The following is an 18,610-nucleotide window of genomic DNA, read 5'->3' as shown; positions in this document are numbered from 1 at the left end:
CCGGCTCTTGTTTGAATGGCGGTTGGCGGCGTTGCAGATGTCCGCAGACTAGCGGTAAACGAAGAGGGAATGAAGGTTATTGCTACAAATGGCTACAAAAAGAATACAACCCGAAGTGTCGAGCAAACCCGACAATCACATCGCCCTCGTAGTAGCTGTCGAGCTTGCGAGGCTGCGTTCGACTGCGCAGCAGTCGTAAAACCTGAATGCAAGGTTGTCCTGAAGCACCGCAGCGTTTGACTTCACGACTGCTGCGCAGCCGAACGCAGCCTCGCAAGCTCGACAGCTGCTACAACGATCGTTTTGAAATTCAAAAAAAACGCCCCGAACCAGTCGGGGCGTTTTTCGAGGATGCGGCCTCTGTTCAGGACAACTTAGCGAACACCCTCCTGGCGCAGAGCGGCCGGAGTGAAGTCGCTGGTGGTGGCGGTGAAGCCGAAGTCATACGCCGACTTCTCTTCGTTCTTCATGCCCAGCGCCAGGTAGCGGCCCGATTGCAGGTCGTACAAGGTTTCCAGGGTGTACCACGGCACTTGAACGTTGTAGTAGTTCTGGGAGTGAGCTTCCGCCACACGCCACAGTTGATTACGACCGTCGTAGTGGTCGATCACGGCCGCTTGCCAGGTGTCTTCGTCGATGTAGAAGTCACGCTTGGCATAGATGTGACGCTGACCTTCCTTCAAGGTAGCCACCACATGCCAGACCCGGCGCAGCTCGTAACGAGCCAGGTCCTGATTGATGTGACCGGCCTTGATGATGTCGTCGTACTTGAGTTGCGGCGAGTCGAGTTTGTAGCTGTCGGAGGCGATGTACATCTCTTTCTTGCCTTCGAGCTTCCAGTCGTAACGATCCGGTGCACCGTTGTACATGTCCAGGTTGTCGGAGGTACGCAGGCCGTCGGCTGCGGTACCCGGTCCGTCATAGGACACTTGTGGTGCGCGACGCACACGACGCTGACCGGCGTTGTAGACCCACGCCGAACGTGGCTCTTTCACTTGGTCGAGGGTTTCATGCACCAGCAGCACACCACCGGCCAGACGTGCCGGCGCGGTCACTTTCTGCTTGAAGTAGAACAGGATGTTGCCCGGGTTCGCCGGATCGTAATCCTTCATCTTGTCGCGGAACACGAACTGGTCCTGGAAGTACACCAGGCTGTACGAGCCGTTCGGCTGCGGCGTGGCCTGGGTCACCAGACGGGTCACGCTGCCACCGCGATAGCGGGTGATGTGGTTCCAGATGACTTCGACACCCGTCTTCGGAATCGGGAATGGAACGGCGGTTTCGAAGTTCTCCAGACCGTTGCCGCCGGACACCAGGTTAGTGGCGGTGGCGTTTTTCTTGATGGAGGCAAACACGGCATCCGGCACGGTGGCGCCGCGATGGGACGGGTAAACCGGCATCTTGAAGGTTTCCGGGTAGCGCTTGAACATCGCGTACTGGCCCGGTGCGAGTTTGTCCTTGTACTGGTCGACGTTCTGCGCCGTGATGGTGAACAGCGGTTTTTCACTGGCGTACGGGTCGGACAGGAAACCTTTGCTGTCGGCGGTGCCGGCGTTTTTCGCCATCGGCTTCCAGGCCGGGATCGATCCGTCAGCGTTGCCCGCCATCTCGGCGCCCATCGGGGTCAGGCTCTTGCCCAGTTTGTCCGCTTCGGCCGCAGGGACCGCTGCCATGACACCGGTCGCCAGCAGCGAAAGCCCCAGAACACCGACGTGGAACAGACTCTTTGTTATTTTCATAGGTGTGTTCGTCCTGATAATGCAGTGCTTAGAAGTTCACGCCGAAGCTGAGCGCAACGAAATCGCGGTCATCGACGGTGGTGTACTTGCCATCAAAGAAGTTGGTGTAAGCCAGGCTCGCGGTGTAGGTGTTCTGGTACTCGGCATCGACGCCCAGGCTCACCGCTTTGCGACCTTCCTCGAAGTTGCCGCCAGGGCCAGGCGAGTAGCCTTCCACGTCATGAGACCAGGCCACGTTCGGCTTGAGGTTCACACCGGCGAACACGTCGTTGTATTCCCAGATGGCACGACCACGGTAGCCCCAGGAGTTTGCGGTGGTGAACCCGTCGTTTTCGCAATAGCGACTGACGTTGTTTTGCGGTCCGCCTGCCAGGGTAGAGGTGTTCAATGCCACGCACTGACCACTTGGCAATGGACCAGGGCCGTAGCTCGGGTCACGGCCGTAACGCGCTTTGGAAGAGCTTTCCAGACCGCCAACGTGAGTAAAGCCGACCTCACCCACCAGGGTCAGTCGCTCAGCGCCCATCACCTGGTCGAAGAAGTGAGTAAGGGTCGTCTGGAGCTGGGTCACTTCCTTGCGGCGATAACCTTGTTGATCCTGCCCTGGCGTCCCCTGGAGCACGGAAACGTTAGGGTTCAGAGGCGTCAGACCAGAAAAGAGAATGTCGGTGGTGTTGAGCTGAACCGGAGCATTCGGCCGGTAGCTGACTTCACCACTCCACGCAGTACCCGTAGGTAACGTGGTGGAGAAGCTCAAGCCATACAGGCGAATATCTTCAGGGTACTCGACGTAGTAGCTGGAGTTACCCGCCACCACCAACGGCAACAAGGTCGGGGCCAGGCCTGCCGCGACACCGGCCGGAACACCCGCAGCCCTCAGTGAACCCACCAGGCCCGCCGCGCTGTAAGCGCTCGCCGGAGCACCTTTGCCGCTGAAAATCGGCGCACGGCTGTGGTAGTTCATAAAGTAGGCGCCGAACTCGGTGTCCAGCGGATCGAACATGTATTTGAAGGACACGCCGAATTGACCGCTGTCACGGGCATCGCGGTCCGGACCGCGACGAACGATTACACCTTCATCCGGGTTGCCCCAGGTAACGCCTTTGGCAGCCAGGGTGTTGATGCTGGCATTACGCAGCGAAGCCGGCAGCCCCGCAGCTGTCAATGCGCTGTTGAGTCCGTTACGGGTGCGCAGTACGGCCAGGTTGTTGTCGCAGCCATCCGCAATCACGTCCGGTTGCGAGAAAAAGGTGCCGCAGTTGTCGACAACGGTCTGGTCCCATTCGAGCTGGTAGAAGGCTTCAGTCGAGAGGTTCTCGGTGAGGCTCTGGGACACGTAGAACATGTTGACCGGGATCAGGCCTTCCTTGATCTCGGCACCGGGACGACGGAACGCGGACACGTCGATCGGGTTGATCGAGTTGATACCGCCGCCGATGAAGGTACTTTCACCCCAACTCACTACTTGCTTGCCCAGACGCACGGAGCCCGGCTGATCGGCAACGGAGTAGTTGTGGTAGACGAAGGCGTCGAGGATCTGGCCGCCGGAGGACTTGGCGCCTTCCTTGCGGTTGCTGTCGCTGATGTCCTTGAACGGACGGCTTTCGTCCTTGAGTTCAAAGTCGTACCAGTATTTGCCACGGACGAAAACGCCGGTATCGCCATATTTCAATTCAAGGTCATGGATGCCCTTGAAGATTTTGGAGAACGTTTCGCCGCTCTTGAAGTTCAGGTGACCGTCGTCGGAAGTCTGGGACAAGCCGCGGCCGCCGTTGTTGACGCCGATGAGGTTCTTGTTGGCATTTTCAGTAGACCAACTGGCACCGACCGACAGGGACGAGTCGAACTGACCTTCGATTTCTCCAACGTTGAAACTGACGCCGAATGCTGGCCCGGCGAGCGTAGAGGCAAGACTGACCGCCAGGGGCAGTTTTGCCCGGCGCCAGAACTGGTTTACTGATGTCATCGACGCTACTCCATGTGCATTATTGTTATGGCAGTGAGCACTTCTAAAAACGCTGTGGATGACTGGGAGCCAAGGTGTCCCTAAGTCATTCCAAAGTTGCATCGCCCCGGTTTTGTGCGTTTGCTCCGTTCTTAAAAATCCTTGAGCGGACTATAGCCAGCAGGTAGTACTGCTTGATCCCTCTAAAGTGTGATTTGCAGCTGCCAGCCACTCTGGAACAGTCCTTTGCCAAGCCGACGCCCGTCGGCCCGTCTAGGATGGCTGAAAATTCGGATTTGACAAGCCAAGCGCTTGCTTGGTGGGGCTGGCGTGCCCTTTTGGGCACGCCAGGTGACGCTTAAAGCGTCGAGAGGAAGGTGCTGTTGTTGGCTTGCCATTCGGTGATGTCGACGCGAATACGCTTCTTGTCGAGTTTGCCGACACTGGTCTTGGGAATTTCAGTAACAAGGGCGATCTGACTCGGGATGGCCCATTTGCTCAAATGCCCCTGCTCCACGAATGGCTTGAGGTGTTCCTTCAGTTCTTTAGCCCCGATCACATGGCCTTCGCGGACCACCAGCAGCGCGAACGGCCGCTCGCCCCACTGCGGATCGGCAATCCCCACCACTGCTACTTCGCGTACCGCCACGTGGCGACTGATCAGGTCTTCCAGGTCCAGGGAGGAGATCCACTCGCCGCCGGTCTTGATCACATCCTTGATGCGGTCGCGAATGTCGATCACACCCATGCTGTCCAGGGTCGCTACGTCACCGGTGTGCAGCCAGCCCCCGGCCCAGAGCTCGGCGCCCTTTTGCGGTTCGTTGAAATAGCCCTCGGTGAGCCACGGCGCACGCAGCACCAGTTCGCCTTGGGTCTCGCCATCGGCGGGCAGGAAGTTGCCGTCGGTGTCGACGATCGCCGCCTCCACCAATGGCCCCGGTACACCGGCCTTGATCCGGTACGTGGTGCGTTCGTCTTCGGTGCCGGCCATCAACTCATCGTTGAGGTGGGCGCACGACACCAACGGCCCGGTTTCCGACATGCCGTAAGCGGCGGTCAGTTGAATGCCCTTGGCCTTGGCCGCGTCGTATAGCGCACGGTTCAGCGCACTGCCGCCGATGACGATTTTCCAGCCACCGAAATCCGTGCCTTGCGCCGCTTTGGAATTGAGGACCATTTGCAGGATGGTCGGCACGCAATGGGAAAAGGTGACCTTCTCCTTGCGCCACAGCTCCACCAGGTACTCAGGGTCATAGCGTCCGGGATAGACCTGCTTGAGCCCAAGCATGGTCGCCACATACGGCAGGCCCCAGGCGTGCACATGGAACATCGGGGTGATCGGCATGTACACGTCGTTGGTGCCCAGCAACCGCACGCTGTCGATGGCGCCCATGATGGTCGACACACCCATGGTGTGCAGCACCAGTTGCCGATGGGTGAAGTACACGCCTTTGGGATTACCGGTGGTGCCGGTGGTGTAGAACGTGGTTGCGACCGAGTTTTCGTCGAAATCCTGGAAGTCGTACTGCGTGCTCGCCGCGGCCAGCAACTGCTCGTACTCGCCGATGAGGTTCGGCAAATCGGCGGTTTTTTCCGGCAGATCGGTCAGCAGCAGGGTTTTCTCCACGGTGGTCAGGTGCCCGGCAATGGCCTGGTACAACCCGACGAACTCGCTGTTGACCAGCACAAAGCGGTCCTCGGCGTGGTTCATGGTGTAGAGGATCTGTTCCGGTGACAGGCGCACGTTAATGGTGTGGATCACCGCGCCAATCATCGGGATGGCGAACATGCATTCCAGATAACGATGGCTGTCCCAGTCCATCACCGCCACGGTATCCCCGGCCTTGACGCCGGCCGCCGTCAGCACGTTGGCCAGCCTGGCGACCCGTTCGATCAGGGTCGGATAGCTGTAGCGCAACTGGTCGCGGTAAATGATCTCGCGGGTTTTTTCATAACGAGCGCCGGACATCAGCAGCCGTTTAATCAGCAGCGGATACTGGTAAGCGCCTTCGGCTGGAGGAATAACGCGAGTCTGCAACATAAGAGTCCCTTTTCTGACTGCACGGTCGTGGCTGAAAGTAAGCACTTTAGTGCCCTTGGACGCCAGCCAAATCAGCCAAAGGAATGATTTGCAGAGCCGGACAAATGCTAGCTTTGCGCCACTACCTGGCGTGTTTCATCGGGAATTCGGGATCTGCGCTGTAAAATGTTGAAACGCATGCGCGCAACACTTGTCTGTGACCCTACGTACGATACGGACACGATGAGCGGATCGGTTGGCAGCCAAACAGTTGCCCAGGTCGCCCACCCCTCCACCTCATCTTCAAGAGAAGGATCTTGTCACTAGACCTGTCTGGTCACACGCCATCGGTATCGCATACAACAATGAGTATTGAACTGACCGCCCCCGAAAACTCCCCATCGACACAAGCGCCCCTGGTTTCCATCGTGGCGTCCTGCTTCAACATGAAAAGATTTCTGGAAGACGCCATCAAGAGCATCTTCGCCCAGAACTACCCGAACTTCGAAGTCATCATCGTGGACGATGGCTCCAGCGACGACAGCCTCGCCATACTCAAGCGCTTACAACACACCTATGACTTCCAGCTGTATTCGCAACCGAACCGGGGCGTGAGCGCGGCACTCAACCACGGCTTGCGATACGCCAGAGGCGTCTATGTGTCGACGCCGGACCTGGATGACATCATGTTGCCGGAGTCCGTGCGCATTCGCGCCGAATACCTGGGCAAGCACCCGAATGTCGGCTGCGTAGGTGCGCTGATCAGCTACATGGACAGCGATGGCAACACCATCAAGCAGCAACAACGCGACCGGATACACACCTACAACTTCGATCAGGTCCTCAGAGGTGCCGTCGTGGTCGGCGCCCCTGTTGCGCTCTATCGCATGAAAGCGATGCGAAGTGCCGACTTCTACGCGCCGAAGCTGCGGGTTCAGGACTTCCAGATGACGTTGCGGATTGCCCGGCTGGGTTATGAGATCCATGAATTGCCGATCTGCATGACCCGCTATCGCCGCCATGCCAACAACCTGTCGAGAAAATACCGGATGCTGCTCCAGGCGGACCTTGAGGCGATCGCGCCGTACGTGAACCATCCCGGCTACCAGAGCGCCCGCACCAAACTGGTGAACAAGGCCCTCAAATATGCGGTGGTCGAAGACAAGCAAGACGCCTGGCAGCTATTGCGCTCGATCCCCTGGCGACACCTCAATCGAACCAGCTTCAAACGCTTCAAGCGGCTGGTATTACATCGCTAGCCGCCTCACAAGGCCTCAGTGCATCTCGGTAAACGCGAGTTTCACACCGATGGCAATCAGCACGGCGCCCATCGTCCGATCGAACCAGTGGCCCATCCGGGCAAAACCTGCGCGTACGCGCTGCTGGCTGAACAGCATCGCCACCAGGCAGAACCACACTGCGGTGGCCACCGCGAGGTAGATGCCGTAGCCCGCCTGTACCGCCAGCGGCGTTTGCGGATTGATCACCACGGTGAACAGCGAGAGGAAGAACAGCGTCGCTTTCGGGTTCAGACCGTTGGTCACGAAACCCGAAGTGAAGGCGCCACGAGCGGTGCGCTCGCCCGCTTCCTTGTGCAGATCGTCAGCCGCCGGTTGGGCCGGCTGCGCGCGCAAGGCCTTGAAGCCGATGTACAGCAAGTACGCGGCGGCCGCCCATTTCAGGGCATTAAACAACACGATCGATTGGGACACGATCAGGCCAATGCCGAACAACGAATAGCCGACGTGCAGGAAAATCGCCGTGCCGACGCCCAGCGCCGTCCAGGTGCCCGCTTGACGACCATGGGTCACGCTTTCACGCACCACCACGGCAAAGTCCGGGCCGGGGCTGGCCACGGCCAGCAAGTGAATCAGGGCAACGGTCAAAAACTCTGTCCAGTACATGGGGGATCCTTTTCGCCAAGCGTAACTGTTTGTTTCATCTGGTAGGCTCGGCAGATTACGCCTTCAGTTCATTGCACAAAAGGTACAGTTGATGACGAACACTCACCGCGCCGTTTTCCTCGACCACCCGTCCCTGGACCTGGGCGACCTCGACCTCAGCCCGCTGCAAGAGTGTTTCAGCGACTTACAGCTTTTCGCCCAGACCACGCAGGACCAAGTGATCGAACGCCTCAAGGGCGCCACCGTTGCCATCAGCAACAAAATCCTGATCGACGCCGCCGCCATCGCTGCCAGCCCCGAGCTGAAGCTGATTCTGATCACCGCCACCGGCACCAACAACGTTGACCTCGCCGCCGCCCGCGCCCACGGGATTACCGTCTGCAACTGCCAGGGTTACGGCACACCGTCGGTGGCGCAGCACACGATCATGTTGCTGCTCAATCTGGCAACGCGCCTGGCCGATTATCAAAAGGCTGTCGGCGAAGGTCGCTGGCAGCAGGCGAAACAGTTCTGCCTGCTGGATTACCCGATTGTCGAACTGGAAGGCAAAACCCTCGGCCTGCTCGGTCACGGCGAACTGGGCGGCGCGGTTGCACGACTGGCCGAAGCCTTTGGCATGCGTGTACTGCTCGGTCAGATTCCCGGGCGCCCTGCCCGGCCGGATCGTTTGCCACTGGATGAGCTGCTGCCGCAGATCGACGCGCTGACCCTGCACTGTCCGCTCAACGAACACACCCGCCACTTCATCGGAGCCCGTGAGCTGGCCTCGATGAAACCCGGTGCGTTCGTGGTCAACACCGCACGCGGCGGCCTGATCGACGAACAGGCCCTGGCCGATGCCTTGCGCAACGGTCACCTGGGTGGCGCGGCTACCGACGTGTTGAGCGTCGAGCCACCGACCGCCGGCAATCCGCTGCTGGCCCCTGACATTCCACGGTTGATTGTCACCCCGCACAATGCTTGGGGCAGTCGCGAGGCACGCCAGCGAATCGTGGGCCAGTTGACCGAAAACGCTCAGGGATACTTCAGTGGTAAAGCGCTGCGGGTCGTCAGTTGATAGACTGCGGCACTTTTTTCACAGGAGCAGAGTATGGATCCGCGCAGTGAAGTACTGCTTCGTCAGGCCGAGTTATTCCAGGGTTCGGTGCTGCTGGCCGGTTTGCCCGCCGATGACCTGCTGGGCCGTCTGCCCGACGCTCATGGCTGGTGCTGGCATGCCGGCGATCAAGCAGCGCTGGACGCCCGTTTCGCCGAGCGCAGCCATTTTGGTGTGACTGTAACGGAGCGCGCGTTCGACACCGCGGTGGTGTTTCTGCCCAAGTCCAAGGACCTGACCGACTACATCCTCAACGCTCTCGCCTCCAGACTGGCCGGTCGTGAACTGTATCTGGTGGGTGAAAAACGCAGCGGCATCGAAGGCGCAGCCAAGCAACTGAACCCCTTCGGCAAACCGCGCAAGCTCGACAGCGCGCGGCATTGCCAGCTGTGGCAGGTTACCGTGGCCACTGCGCCGCAAGCCAAGTCGCTGGAAAGCCTGGCCCAGACTTATGAGTTGCCGCTGGCCGAAGGTCCGCTAAAAGTCGTCAGCCTGCCGGGCGTGTTCAGCCACGGTCGGCTGGATCGAGGCAGCGCGCTGTTGCTGGAGCATCTGGACAAATTGCCGAGCGGCCATTTGCTGGACTTCGGTTGTGGTGCCGGTGTGTTGGGAGCAGCCGTGAAACGTCGCTATCCACACAACCAGGTCACCTTGCTTGATGTGGATGCGTTTGCGGCTGCCAGTAGTCGCCTGACATTGGCTGCCAACGGTCTGGAAGCTGACGTGATTACCGGTGACGGTATCGACGCAGCACCGATGGGCTTGAGTGCAATTCTGAGCAACCCACCGTTCCATGTCGGCGTTCACACCGACTACTTCGCTACCGAGAACTTGCTGCGAAAAGCGGCCAAACATCTGAAAAACGGCGGCGAACTGCGCTTGGTAGCCAACAGCTTCCTGAAGTACCAGCCACTGATCGAAGAGCATCTGGGCATCTGTGCGATCAAGGCTGAAGGACAGGGTTTCAGAATCTATCGGGCTAAACGCGGCTAGAACCTCTTTTAAAAAAGAGGCTTGCCCAATCGGATTTGCCTAGGCAGAATCCGCTCCGTCCTAGGGGAGTAGTCTCCCACGAGCGCCATGCTCGTCCGGCATACGTCAACATACTTGGTCAACAGACCATGGCGTATGCGACCCAAGCGTCCGCATCAGACGGATCGCAGGGTTTGACAAGACCTATGACACGAACACCTTACCCGGGGCGGGAAGGCTGTACGTGTCATAGCCGTGTCGACCCGCCCCTTAGGAAAACCCTGATGCTGGATTCACTTCTCGTTCCCACCGCAATCGTTGCCTTGGCCGAAATCGGCGACAAGACGCAACTGCTCGCGCTCATTCTCGCCGCTCGCTTTCGTAAACCCTGGCCGATCATCGCCGGTATCGTCGCTGCAACCCTGGCCAACCACGCAGCAGCCGGTGCGGTAGGCGCCTGGGTCGGTAGTTTCTTCTCGAATGCGACGCTGCACTGGATCCTCGCCGCGAGCTTCACCGCGACTGCGCTGTGGACGCTGGTACCGGACAAGATGGATGACGACGAAGCCAGCACCGCCCGCAAGTTCGGACCGTTCCTGACGACGTTGATCGCGTTTTTCCTTGCGGAGATGGGTGACAAGACTCAAGTCGCCACGGTGATGCTCGCTGCGCAATACCCGGAACTGTGGCTGGTGATCATCGGCACCACCGCCGGGATGTTGATTGCCAACGTGCCGGTGGTTTTGGCGGGTAACTTTGCCGCGGATAAATTGCCGTTGACGTTAATTCGTCGCCTGGCGGCGTCGGCATTCTTCATCCTCGCCATTGTCGCGGTGTACAAGGCGATGCAGAGCAGCGGTTGGGTGTAACTCGGTAGGTCAGTCACACCGCGTCATCGTTCTTCGCGAGCAGGCTCGCTCCCACACTGGATCTCCATTGTTTGCAAATTTTGTGTCCACTGGAGATCAAATGTGGGAGCGAGCCTGCTCCGGGCGGCGTTCCGACGAAGGCGTCAGCGGCCTCACCGCATGGTTATCAGGATTTCCTGGCTTTCTCGTACAGCGGCATGACTTTCGGGATCGCCGCCTGCAAAGAAGCAATACGACTCGACGACGCCGGGTGAGTACTCATGAACTCCGGCGGTGAACCTTCCGAGGCCTTGGTCATCTTGTTCCACAGGGTGATCGCGGCGTTCGGGTTGTAACCGGCGCGAGCGGCCAGTTCCAGGCCGATCAGGTCCGCCTCGTTTTCATTGGCGCGACTGTTGGGCAAGGTCATGCCGTAGTTGGCCACAGTATCCGCCAGCGCCAGGCTGTCCTGGCCCAGACCGAACAAAGCACCGGCGCCCTGTTTGGCCATTTCAATGCCATAAGCCTTGGACATCGCTTCACGACCATGCTCGCGCAGGGCGTGGGCGATTTCGTGGCCCATGATCGCGGCGATCTCATCGTCGGTCAGTTGCAGGCTGTCGATCAGCCCCGTGTAGAAAATGATCTTGCCGCCAGGCCCGCAGTTGGCGTTGAGCTCGTCGCTCTTGATCAGGTTGACTTCCCATTTCCATTGGGCCGAATCCGGACGGAAAACCGGCGCCTGGGCAATCAGCCGGTCGGCAATCGCCTGGACACGTTTGGCCTCGTTACTGGTCTTGTCCAGCACGCCTTTGGTGTTCGCCTCTCCGACAGTCTTTTGATAAGACTGGGCGTACATCTGGTTGACCTCGTCGGTCGACAACATGCTGAACATGTACTGCTTGCGCTCAACGCCCACCGCGCCACCGCTGGTGGTATTGACCGACTGACAACCGGCGAGCAGCAAACCTGCGCTCAGTGCACACACAACCAATGTCTTGCTCATCAAAAATCTCCCTGAAACATGCGGCGTATCCTAGGCGGTGAGTTGTATCGACGCCAGATACATCAGACATTCAGACGCACATTTCGGACAAAGCTCCCGTCGCCGCAGGAAAAAACTCACATAACCTCACCCGCCACGGCCGGTGCCGTCCCGTAATGATTCATTTGCGACATCAACCGCTTCAAAACAGCCAATTCGCCACCGCCCGCTCATGGTCATCCAGCCCCCTGCCGATACAGCACCGCAGACGTCCTCTTGCATGCGGAGCACCCATGAAATTCAAGTCGATCCAGTTTTCCGTGGCGGCCCTCGCCGGCGCCATCGTTCTCAGTGTCGTGGCAGCCCTGGTGCTGTACGCCCTGTTTTCCGGCGCACGGACACAAGACATGGTCCAGCAGCGGACCCAGGCACAATTCGAGCAAGTCATCGAACAACGCCTGACGTCACTGGCGCAAACCCAGGTCAGCCAGATCCAGCGCGAGCTCGAAGCGCCACTGCTGATTGCCGGCGGACTGGTGCGAGTCAACGCATTGATCGGCACCCCGGGCGCCGATGGCCAGCCACAGTTGAACCTGAGCCGTGAGCAATTGATCAGCCTGATCAAGGAAAACGTCACCAAGAACCCGAAAATTCTCGGCACCTACATCGGCTGGGAAAAAAACGCCCTCGATCACAACGATGCGGCCTACGTCGACACCAAAGTGGTTGGCATCGACGCCAGCAACGGGCGTTTCCTGCCGTGGTGGTTCCGCAACGAAGACGGCAGTCTGGGCCTGGACAAACTGGTGGACGTCGACGACCAGAAAACCCTGTCCACCGGCGTACGCGCCAGCGAGTACTACCTGTGCTCGAAAGAAACCAAAAAATCCTGCGTGATCGATCCGGCACCCTACAAGGTCGGCGACAAGATCGTCATGCTCGCCTCCTTTATAGAACCGATCATGCTCAACGGGGCCTTCCAGGGCATCGTCGGCGCCGACCTCTCGGTGAACTTCATCCAGGAAATGCTCCTCGGCGCGAATCAGAAGTTGTACAGCGGCGCGGGTGAAATGGCCCTGATTGGCGGCAACAGCCGGATCGTTGCCTACACCAAGGACCCGAGCAAATTCGGCGAGAAGGTCAGCGACATCCTCGACAGCCAGCAGATCGCCAACATGGCCAATCTCAAGCGCGGCGAAGTCACCTACACCGTCGACAAGGCCCAGGGCCGGATCGAGTTGTACTTGCCGTTCGGCATCGGCCAGACCGACGCTCGCTGGACCCTCATGCTGCAACTGCCACTGAACGCGGTGATGGCCGATCTGCAAAAACTTCAGGGCGATCTGGACGCCCAGCGCAAGTCCGACACCTTCGGCATGGCCATGGTCGGCTTGTTGATTGCCGGTATCGGTTTGCTGGTGATCTGGCTGGTGGGCCACGGCATTGCCCGGCCGCTGAAGCAGATGGTTGCCATGCTCGACGACATCGCTCAGGGCGAAGGTGACCTGACTCGACGCCTGACCAGCGACCGCGCCGACGAACTGGGCTCGATCGCCAAAGGCTTCAACACCTTCCTGGCCAAGTTGCAGGTGATGATCACCCAAGTGGTGACTTCGGTGCAGAGCGTCAGTGATTCGTCGGAACACACCGCCGACATCGCCATCCGCACCAACATCGGCGTGCACAAGCAAATGGCCGAGATTGATCAGGTGGCCACGGCGGTGCATGAAATGACAGCGACCGCTCAGGACGTGGCGCGCAACGCGACCCAGGCTGCGCAAGCCGCCAGCCATGCCGATCAGGCCGCGGCGCAGGGCATGCAAATCGTGCGCGATACGTCGAACTCGATTGGCGTGCTGGCGATAGAAATCGGCAAGGCTGTCGGCGTGGTGCAAACCTTGGCCAAGGACAGCGAGAACATCAATGCGATCCTGACGGCCATTCGCGGGATCGCCGAACAAACCAACCTGCTGGCCTTGAACGCCGCCATCGAAGCGGCACGGGCTGGCGAACAGGGACGCGGTTTTGCGGTGGTAGCCGATGAAGTGCGCAACCTGGCGCAGAAAACTCAGAAAGCCACTGAAGAAATTCAGACCATGATTCAGCAACTGCAACAAGGCACGCGCGATGTGGTGCGGGTGATGGAGGACAGTCAGAGCCGCACCGATGAAAGCGTGCAGCATGCGGCGAAAGCGGCCGAAGCGCTGGAGACGATTACGCAGGCCGTGTCGGTGATCAACGACATGAACACCCAGATTGCCAGTGCGGCTGAGGAACAGAGTGCGGTGGCTGACGACATCAACCGTAACGTGATCAACATCGGACAAGTGGCCAATGAAGTGGCGGGCGGGGCGGATGAATCGAGTGCGGCGAGTGCGGATCTGACCAAGTTGGCTGAGCAGCAGCGGCGGTTGATCAATCAGTTCAAGGTCTGAAGAGCCCCCTCACCCTAACCCTCTCCCGGAGGGAGAGGGGACTGACCGAGGCGTATCGCGCTATCCATCGACCTGAAATATCGAGTCGAATTCAAGTTTTGAAAGCGAAAAAGATCGGCTCCCTTTCCCCCTCTCCCCTCTGGGGAGAGGGCTGGGGTGAGGGGTGGCTTTTAAACAACACCAAGATCTCAACCCGGAGTAAGACACTCCGGCCCATTCAGCTTCGGATCATTCACCAGATTCGCCAACACCCGCTCGCGCAACGCCGCGGGTTCACTGGCGAGCAACGCTTGCAAGGCATGCAACGGAGTCTCTGGATTGAGCCACGCCTCCTGCCCCGCCGCATCGAGAATCAACGGCCGGCGCTGACTCGCCGCCGCTTGCGTGATTACCGCCGTGCTCAGCCACACCTGCTCCTGCACCGGATACGCTTCCCAAATCGCCGCAAAGAACAGCGTCGAGCCCTCCCCTGGAGTCAGCCAATACGGACGCTTGCGTGTGGTGCCGCGCCATTCGTAAAAACCATTGGCCGGCAGCAGGCAACGGCGTTCGCGCAGGGCCTGGCGAAACATCGGTTGTTCGGCAACGGTTTCGGCCCGGGCATGGGCTGGAGTGCGAGACAGATCGGTCAACCATGGCGGCGTCAAACCCCAACGCGCGCGGGCCAACTCACGCTGACCGTCAACGCCCGCGCGCAGCATCAACACCGAATCGTTGGGAGAAATATTCCACTGGGCCTGCTGATCGGCGGGGAAGCCAGGCAGGGCCGCGAAGGCGGGGTTCCAGCGAAACAGGGCATAACGTCCACACATGGGGCAACACGACTCTTGATAAAACGAACGTCAGCCTAACAGACCAGCGTGCCGGGAAAACTGTCCGGTTCATCGCCGGGCAGTGGCAGCGCGGCATTGTACGCGGTGATCAACTCCCGGGCGTACTCGGCCTCGTCGTTATCGACCGACAGGCCCAGCAGGCCAAAGACCGGCAATTCGCCACTGCCACCGAGCAAATCGCGCCCCACCAGATGCGCCTTGATGCCCTCGCTGGCCAGCATGCCTTGCAGCAACTCACCTTCCATCAGGTTTTCCGGCTCGTAGATTCGCTGCATAGACGCCCCTTACTCGTTTTCGCTGAACACTTCGAGATGCCATTCCTCTCCATCAACCTGCAACACAAACGTTATCGGTCGACAGCACACCTGACAGTCCTCGATATAGGTCTGATCGCCCCCGGACAGATCCACAGACGTCTCAACCTCTTCACCACAATACGGACATTCGTACAGCGCAGTTTCCAGCATCGCGGTCTCCCAGGTGACTTGTGCGTATAATCGCCGGTCTATTTGCAGGGCTATTTTTGTCTGGCTAACTTTTCAGACCGTGCCCCGTTGGTTTTCGATCAAAACCTTTACTTACCCTAGCCGTTTCTAACAAGAGAGCATGATGGGCGAATTCGATGCCATCCGACCTTACAACGACAGCGAAGTCCCGGCGGTGCTGGACCGACTGCTGGGCGACAAGGCGTTTCTAGATATCCTCATCCATTTCCGCTTCCCGCGTTTTGCCGGTGCCTTCGGCTGGATGCTCAAACCTCTTATAGCTCATCGGTTGCGCCGTGAGTTCGCTGATGTTACGTCGGTGGCCACGTTGCAGGATAAAGTCGAGATGTACGTCGACCACACCATCGAGCGAGCCACGGACGGTGTGACGTACACCGGCGTCGAGCAGTTCAAGTCCGGCAGCGCCTACCTGTTCATCGCCAACCACCGCGACATCGTGATGGACCCGGCCTTCGTCAATTACGCCGTGTACCACGCCGGCCTGCCTACACCGCGCATCGCGATCGGCGACAACCTGCTGCAAAAGCCCTTCGTCAGCGATCTGATGCGCCTGAACAAGAGCTTTATCGTGCACCGTTCGATCACCGGTCGACGCGAGAAGATGGCGGCGTATCAGCTGCTGTCGGCCTACATCAACCACTCGATCCGCAACGATTGCGCCTCGATCTGGATCGCCCAGGCCGAAGGCCGGGCCAAGGACGGCGATGACCGTACCGAGTCGGCCATCCTCAAGATGTTCCACATGAGCCGCAAGGACGAGCCGTTCGGCGAAGTCATTCAGTCGTTGAACCTCACGCCGGTGTCGATCAGCTATGAATACGACCCGTGCGATCAAGCCAAGGCTCGCGAACTGTTCATCCGCGCCACCACCGGCAGCTACACCAAAGTGCCGGGCGAGGACGATGTGAGCATCGCCAAGGGCATCACCGGCTACAAGGGCCGGGTGCATGTGAACTTCGCCTCGCCGATCACCGAGCTGTTCGACGACACCAAGCAATTGGCGGTCGAGATAGACCGGCAGATCCTCGGCGGCTACCGCCTGTTCCCGGTGCACTACCTGGCCTACGCCCAGTGGAAAGACACCGACCCGCAATTGCAGGTGCCGAAAGCCGCTGAGGTGTTTGCGGCCGACGAATTGGCCAAGGCTCAGGAGCAATGGCAACAGCGTCTGGACGCTTGCCCTGAGGAGCATCGTCCGTTCATGGTCCTGCAATACGCGACGCCGGTGCGCAATCAGTACCGTGTGAAAGCAGGTTTGCCGCTGTAAGGTTTTTGGCTGGATACGACAACGGCGCCCTCGGGCGCCGTTTTCATTGCTGCGTATTTTGCTGTCAGACCCGCGTGCTGATCCACGACACCAGCAGCGCCAACCCCAGGCAGGCAAAACCGAATCGATAGAAAAACCGGTTCATGCGCAAGGTAGCCCCATCCAGCATCAACGTCGGCTCATTGATACGACGGCTCTGGCTTTGCGCTTCGAGAATGGCCTGCGCGCGCTGTTCGCGGCGACGAGTGGCATGCAACAACCAGCCGCCCGGAAAGGCAAACAACAAGGCCAACAGGTTGATCAACTTGGCGGGATGGTTGGTAAACAGCGAAATCAAATGCAACGACATCACGGACCTCAGCAAAACAGGTGGCAGGCGCCGAACCGACGACCGCGGCGCGAATTCTACCGGAAGCCTCGCCACCTGCCCTTGCTTTCCGACAAATAACGAACAACAAAACCTTGTCGGCAGCCTCGCCTTCAACGTCCAGGACCGCCACTGGTTGGTGTATTGCGCGCTGGGCGGGCATCAGCATGCGGATTTGCCAGAGACGGATTTGCTGACGGGCGTGAGCGTTCTGGATTTTTATTCGCAGGCTGCCTGACACCGCAGATCCCTTGTGGGAGCGAGCCTGCTCGCGAAAGCGCTGTGTCAGGCACCTTTAATGCCGGATGTCAGAATGCCTTCGCGAGCAGGCTCGCTCCCACAGGTGTTGAGTGCATGTCAGTGGGAAATCGACAGGCATGAAAAAACCCGGGACCATTGCTGGCACCGGGCTTTTTTTGCATCCAGCGAACCGTTATTCGCCGAGAATCTGACCAATCGTCGGATCCTTGAACAGACGCGTCAACGCATCGCTCAACACATCGCTGACCAGCTTGGTATTGGTTTCCTGATTCGGCGCCATACCAAAACGCTGATCCAGGGACGCACCATAACGACCGCTATAGCGACGATTGGCATTCTGCACATCGGAGCGGAACGTCGCGCCAATGGTGGCCTCAGTTACATACATGCCTTCTTTAGGCGACTGATACTTCAGCTCGGCCAGCGTCACGGTCAACTGCGGAGCATTCAGCGCATTGGAGGTTGGGGTGAAGCCCAACAACCGCACGGCCGCTTCGGCCTGAGCCTGCAATTTCGGCAGAATCTGCGCGCCCTGCACGGTGATCGCGCTGGTCTCAGGGTACAGGCCACCACGGGTGCCCAGCGTTGGCGACGGACGACCGTCTACCACACGCACCACCACCGGTTGACCATGGCCGACCGGTGCCAGCTGAGTCGTCAGCTTGGGTTCCGGATTCAGTTGTTGCGGGCTGTGGGCGCAGCCAACCAGGGTCAAACTGGTCACAGTGATCAAACCGAACAACAGGCGTTGCAACATGCTCTTCTCTCCAGAATCAGGCACAAACAGGCCCGCAGTATAGCGGTGGGCCACTGTGGGTAACTAGCTCCTCACAGTGAATACTGAAATCTCTGACAAACCCTTCAGACCGCGGTTCCTGTCACAGATATGTCACCGCCCATACACTTGCTCGTCACGGCTCACTGACAACCTTCACAGCAGTCACCCCACAAGGTACTTCGCCATGCGCTATCTCATCTCGCTGTTCAACCCACGCCCCCTGCATCGCTGCTTCGCCCTGCTCGACCGCAACGGCCACTGCCAGGCATTCAAACAGTGCAGCCTCCAGCCGATGGGTGATGGCTGGGTCGAAATCGAAGAAATCCGTCTCAACTGGTTACACCATCCCCTGCCCCCCAGCGCCCGTGTCAGCCAGCGCCAACCACGTGCGCGGGCTCAACACCTGTTGACCACCTGACCGAACACCTAATAAAAGTCATTAAACACGACCATTTCCCTGCGTTTCTTCGCTACAATCTCCCCCCGATTATAAGGACGTCTCCTGATCGGGCCTCGCAGCATCGTCAATGCGCTTGTATTGACACCCCGCACCGCCCACAGAGAGCCGCCCACACAGATCGAGTGAAGCTGGCGCGCTTGCTGTTCCTTGAGCAAAAACCCCACTTTTCGCGAATCTGCAGAGCTGTCATTACG

Annotated in this window: 17 protein-coding genes, 1 pseudogene and 1 riboswitch; of the genes and pseudogenes, 8 read left to right on the top strand and 10 right to left on the bottom strand. The window is 59.1% G+C overall.

Features of this window, described 5'->3' with window-relative positions; all coding sequences use genetic code 11:
- Window positions 1-374: 374 nt before the first annotated feature.
- From JFU47_RS22370 to JFU47_RS22360, 3 genes are all read right to left on the bottom strand, one after another.
- Window positions 375-1,739: a DUF1329 domain-containing protein gene (locus JFU47_RS22370; protein WP_201185748.1), complete on the bottom strand. Its 1,365-nt coding sequence runs from the start codon at window positions 1,737-1,739 to the stop codon at window positions 375-377.
- A 28-nt stretch (window positions 1,740-1,767) separates the two neighbouring features.
- Window positions 1,768-3,705, bottom strand: a complete 1,938-nt coding sequence (locus JFU47_RS22365) for a DUF1302 domain-containing protein (RefSeq protein WP_056740851.1) — start codon at window positions 3,703-3,705, stop codon at window positions 1,768-1,770.
- 337 nt (window positions 3,706-4,042) lie between these two features.
- Window positions 4,043-5,725: a fatty acid--CoA ligase gene (locus JFU47_RS22360; RefSeq protein WP_201185746.1), complete on the bottom strand. Its 1,683-nt coding sequence runs from the start codon at window positions 5,723-5,725 to the stop codon at window positions 4,043-4,045.
- Window positions 5,726-6,069: 344 nt separating this feature from the next.
- Here JFU47_RS22360 and JFU47_RS22355 point away from each other — a divergent pair, with 344 nt between their 5' ends.
- Window positions 6,070-6,963 carry a glycosyltransferase family 2 protein gene (locus tag JFU47_RS22355; RefSeq protein ID WP_201185744.1) on the top strand — a complete coding sequence of 298 codons (894 nt, stop codon included), beginning with the start codon at window positions 6,070-6,072 and terminating at the stop codon, window positions 6,961-6,963.
- Window positions 6,964-6,978: 15 nt separating this feature from the next.
- Here JFU47_RS22355 and JFU47_RS22350 read toward each other — a convergent pair whose 3' ends face one another.
- Window positions 6,979-7,608 carry a LysE family translocator gene (locus JFU47_RS22350; protein WP_201185742.1) on the bottom strand — a complete coding sequence of 210 codons (630 nt, stop codon included), beginning with the start codon at window positions 7,606-7,608 and terminating at the stop codon, window positions 6,979-6,981.
- A 91-nt stretch (window positions 7,609-7,699) separates the two neighbouring features.
- Between JFU47_RS22350 and JFU47_RS22345 the strand changes: the two genes are divergently transcribed.
- The 3 genes from JFU47_RS22345 (at window position 7,700) to JFU47_RS22335 (ending at window position 10,545) form a co-directional block, all read left to right on the top strand.
- Window positions 7,700-8,665, top strand: a complete 966-nt coding sequence (locus tag JFU47_RS22345; RefSeq protein ID WP_201185740.1) for a 2-hydroxyacid dehydrogenase — start codon at window positions 7,700-7,702, stop codon at window positions 8,663-8,665.
- A gap of 33 nt (window positions 8,666-8,698) precedes the next feature.
- Window positions 8,699-9,697, top strand: coding sequence for a class I SAM-dependent methyltransferase (locus JFU47_RS22340; protein WP_201185738.1), 999 nt, complete (start codon window positions 8,699-8,701; stop codon window positions 9,695-9,697).
- Between the two features lie 50 nt (window positions 9,698-9,747).
- Window positions 9,748-9,872, top strand: a riboswitch (yybP-ykoY riboswitch).
- A gap of 88 nt (window positions 9,873-9,960) precedes the next feature.
- A complete protein-coding gene (locus JFU47_RS22335; RefSeq protein WP_008155932.1) occupies window positions 9,961-10,545 on the top strand; it encodes a TMEM165/GDT1 family protein in 585 nt (194 codons plus the stop codon).
- Window positions 10,546-10,711: 166 nt separating this feature from the next.
- On the opposite strand, the gene JFU47_RS22330 is transcribed toward JFU47_RS22335, so the two are convergent.
- Window positions 10,712-11,530 (bottom strand): M48 family metallopeptidase, encoded by an 819-nt coding sequence (locus tag JFU47_RS22330; protein WP_201185736.1) that lies wholly within the window; start codon window positions 11,528-11,530, stop codon window positions 10,712-10,714.
- A 155-nt stretch (window positions 11,531-11,685) separates the two neighbouring features.
- Between JFU47_RS22330 and JFU47_RS33675 the strand changes: the two are divergent.
- Together JFU47_RS33675 and JFU47_RS33670 are read left to right on the top strand one after the other, a co-directional pair.
- Window positions 11,686-13,086 (top strand): annotated as a pseudogene (locus JFU47_RS33675) (HAMP domain-containing protein); the annotation flags it as partial.
- 15 nt (window positions 13,087-13,101) lie between these two features.
- Entirely contained in the window at window positions 13,102-13,944 is an 843-nt protein-coding gene (locus JFU47_RS33670) for a methyl-accepting chemotaxis protein (RefSeq protein ID WP_446739647.1), read from the top strand.
- A gap of 188 nt (window positions 13,945-14,132) precedes the next feature.
- Here the strand turns inward: JFU47_RS33670 and JFU47_RS22320 are convergent, their stop codons facing one another.
- Genes JFU47_RS22320 through JFU47_RS22310 form a run of 3 tightly spaced genes read right to left on the bottom strand, consistent with a single transcriptional unit; the run spans window position 14,133 to window position 15,244 of the window.
- Complete coding sequence (locus JFU47_RS22320) at window positions 14,133-14,756, bottom strand: SOS response-associated peptidase (protein ID WP_201185734.1); 624 nt, start codon at window positions 14,754-14,756, stop codon at window positions 14,133-14,135.
- 35 nt (window positions 14,757-14,791) lie between these two features.
- Window positions 14,792-15,052 (bottom strand): putative signal transducing protein, encoded by a 261-nt coding sequence (locus JFU47_RS22315; RefSeq protein WP_140677877.1) that lies wholly within the window; start codon window positions 15,050-15,052, stop codon window positions 14,792-14,794.
- A gap of 9 nt (window positions 15,053-15,061) precedes the next feature.
- Window positions 15,062-15,244, bottom strand: a complete 183-nt coding sequence (locus tag JFU47_RS22310) for a CPXCG motif-containing cysteine-rich protein (protein ID WP_123365657.1) — start codon at window positions 15,242-15,244, stop codon at window positions 15,062-15,064.
- 142 nt (window positions 15,245-15,386) lie between these two features.
- On the opposite strand from JFU47_RS22310, the gene JFU47_RS22305 reads away from it, so the two are divergent.
- Window positions 15,387-16,550: a 1-acyl-sn-glycerol-3-phosphate acyltransferase gene (locus tag JFU47_RS22305; RefSeq protein WP_201185732.1), complete on the top strand. Its 1,164-nt coding sequence runs from the start codon at window positions 15,387-15,389 to the stop codon at window positions 16,548-16,550.
- A gap of 64 nt (window positions 16,551-16,614) precedes the next feature.
- Here the strand turns inward: JFU47_RS22305 and JFU47_RS22300 are convergent, their stop codons facing one another.
- Window positions 16,615-16,899 (bottom strand): hypothetical protein, encoded by a 285-nt coding sequence (locus JFU47_RS22300; RefSeq protein ID WP_140677880.1) that lies wholly within the window; start codon window positions 16,897-16,899, stop codon window positions 16,615-16,617.
- A 451-nt stretch (window positions 16,900-17,350) separates the two neighbouring features.
- Window positions 17,351-17,935: a YajG family lipoprotein gene (locus JFU47_RS22295; protein ID WP_033061281.1), complete on the bottom strand. Its 585-nt coding sequence runs from the start codon at window positions 17,933-17,935 to the stop codon at window positions 17,351-17,353.
- A gap of 205 nt (window positions 17,936-18,140) precedes the next feature.
- Here JFU47_RS22295 and JFU47_RS22290 point away from each other — a divergent pair, with 205 nt between their 5' ends.
- Window positions 18,141-18,374, top strand: coding sequence for a hypothetical protein (locus JFU47_RS22290; RefSeq protein ID WP_123365653.1), 234 nt, complete (start codon window positions 18,141-18,143; stop codon window positions 18,372-18,374).
- Window positions 18,375-18,610: the final 236 nt, after the last annotated feature.

Source organism: Pseudomonas sp. TH39(2020), from assembly GCF_016650715.1.
GTDB lineage: Bacteria > Pseudomonadota > Gammaproteobacteria > Pseudomonadales > Pseudomonadaceae > Aquipseudomonas > Aquipseudomonas mandelii_C.
Note: the sequence above shows the minus strand (reverse complement) of the source record. Positions and strands in the feature narration are given on the sequence as shown.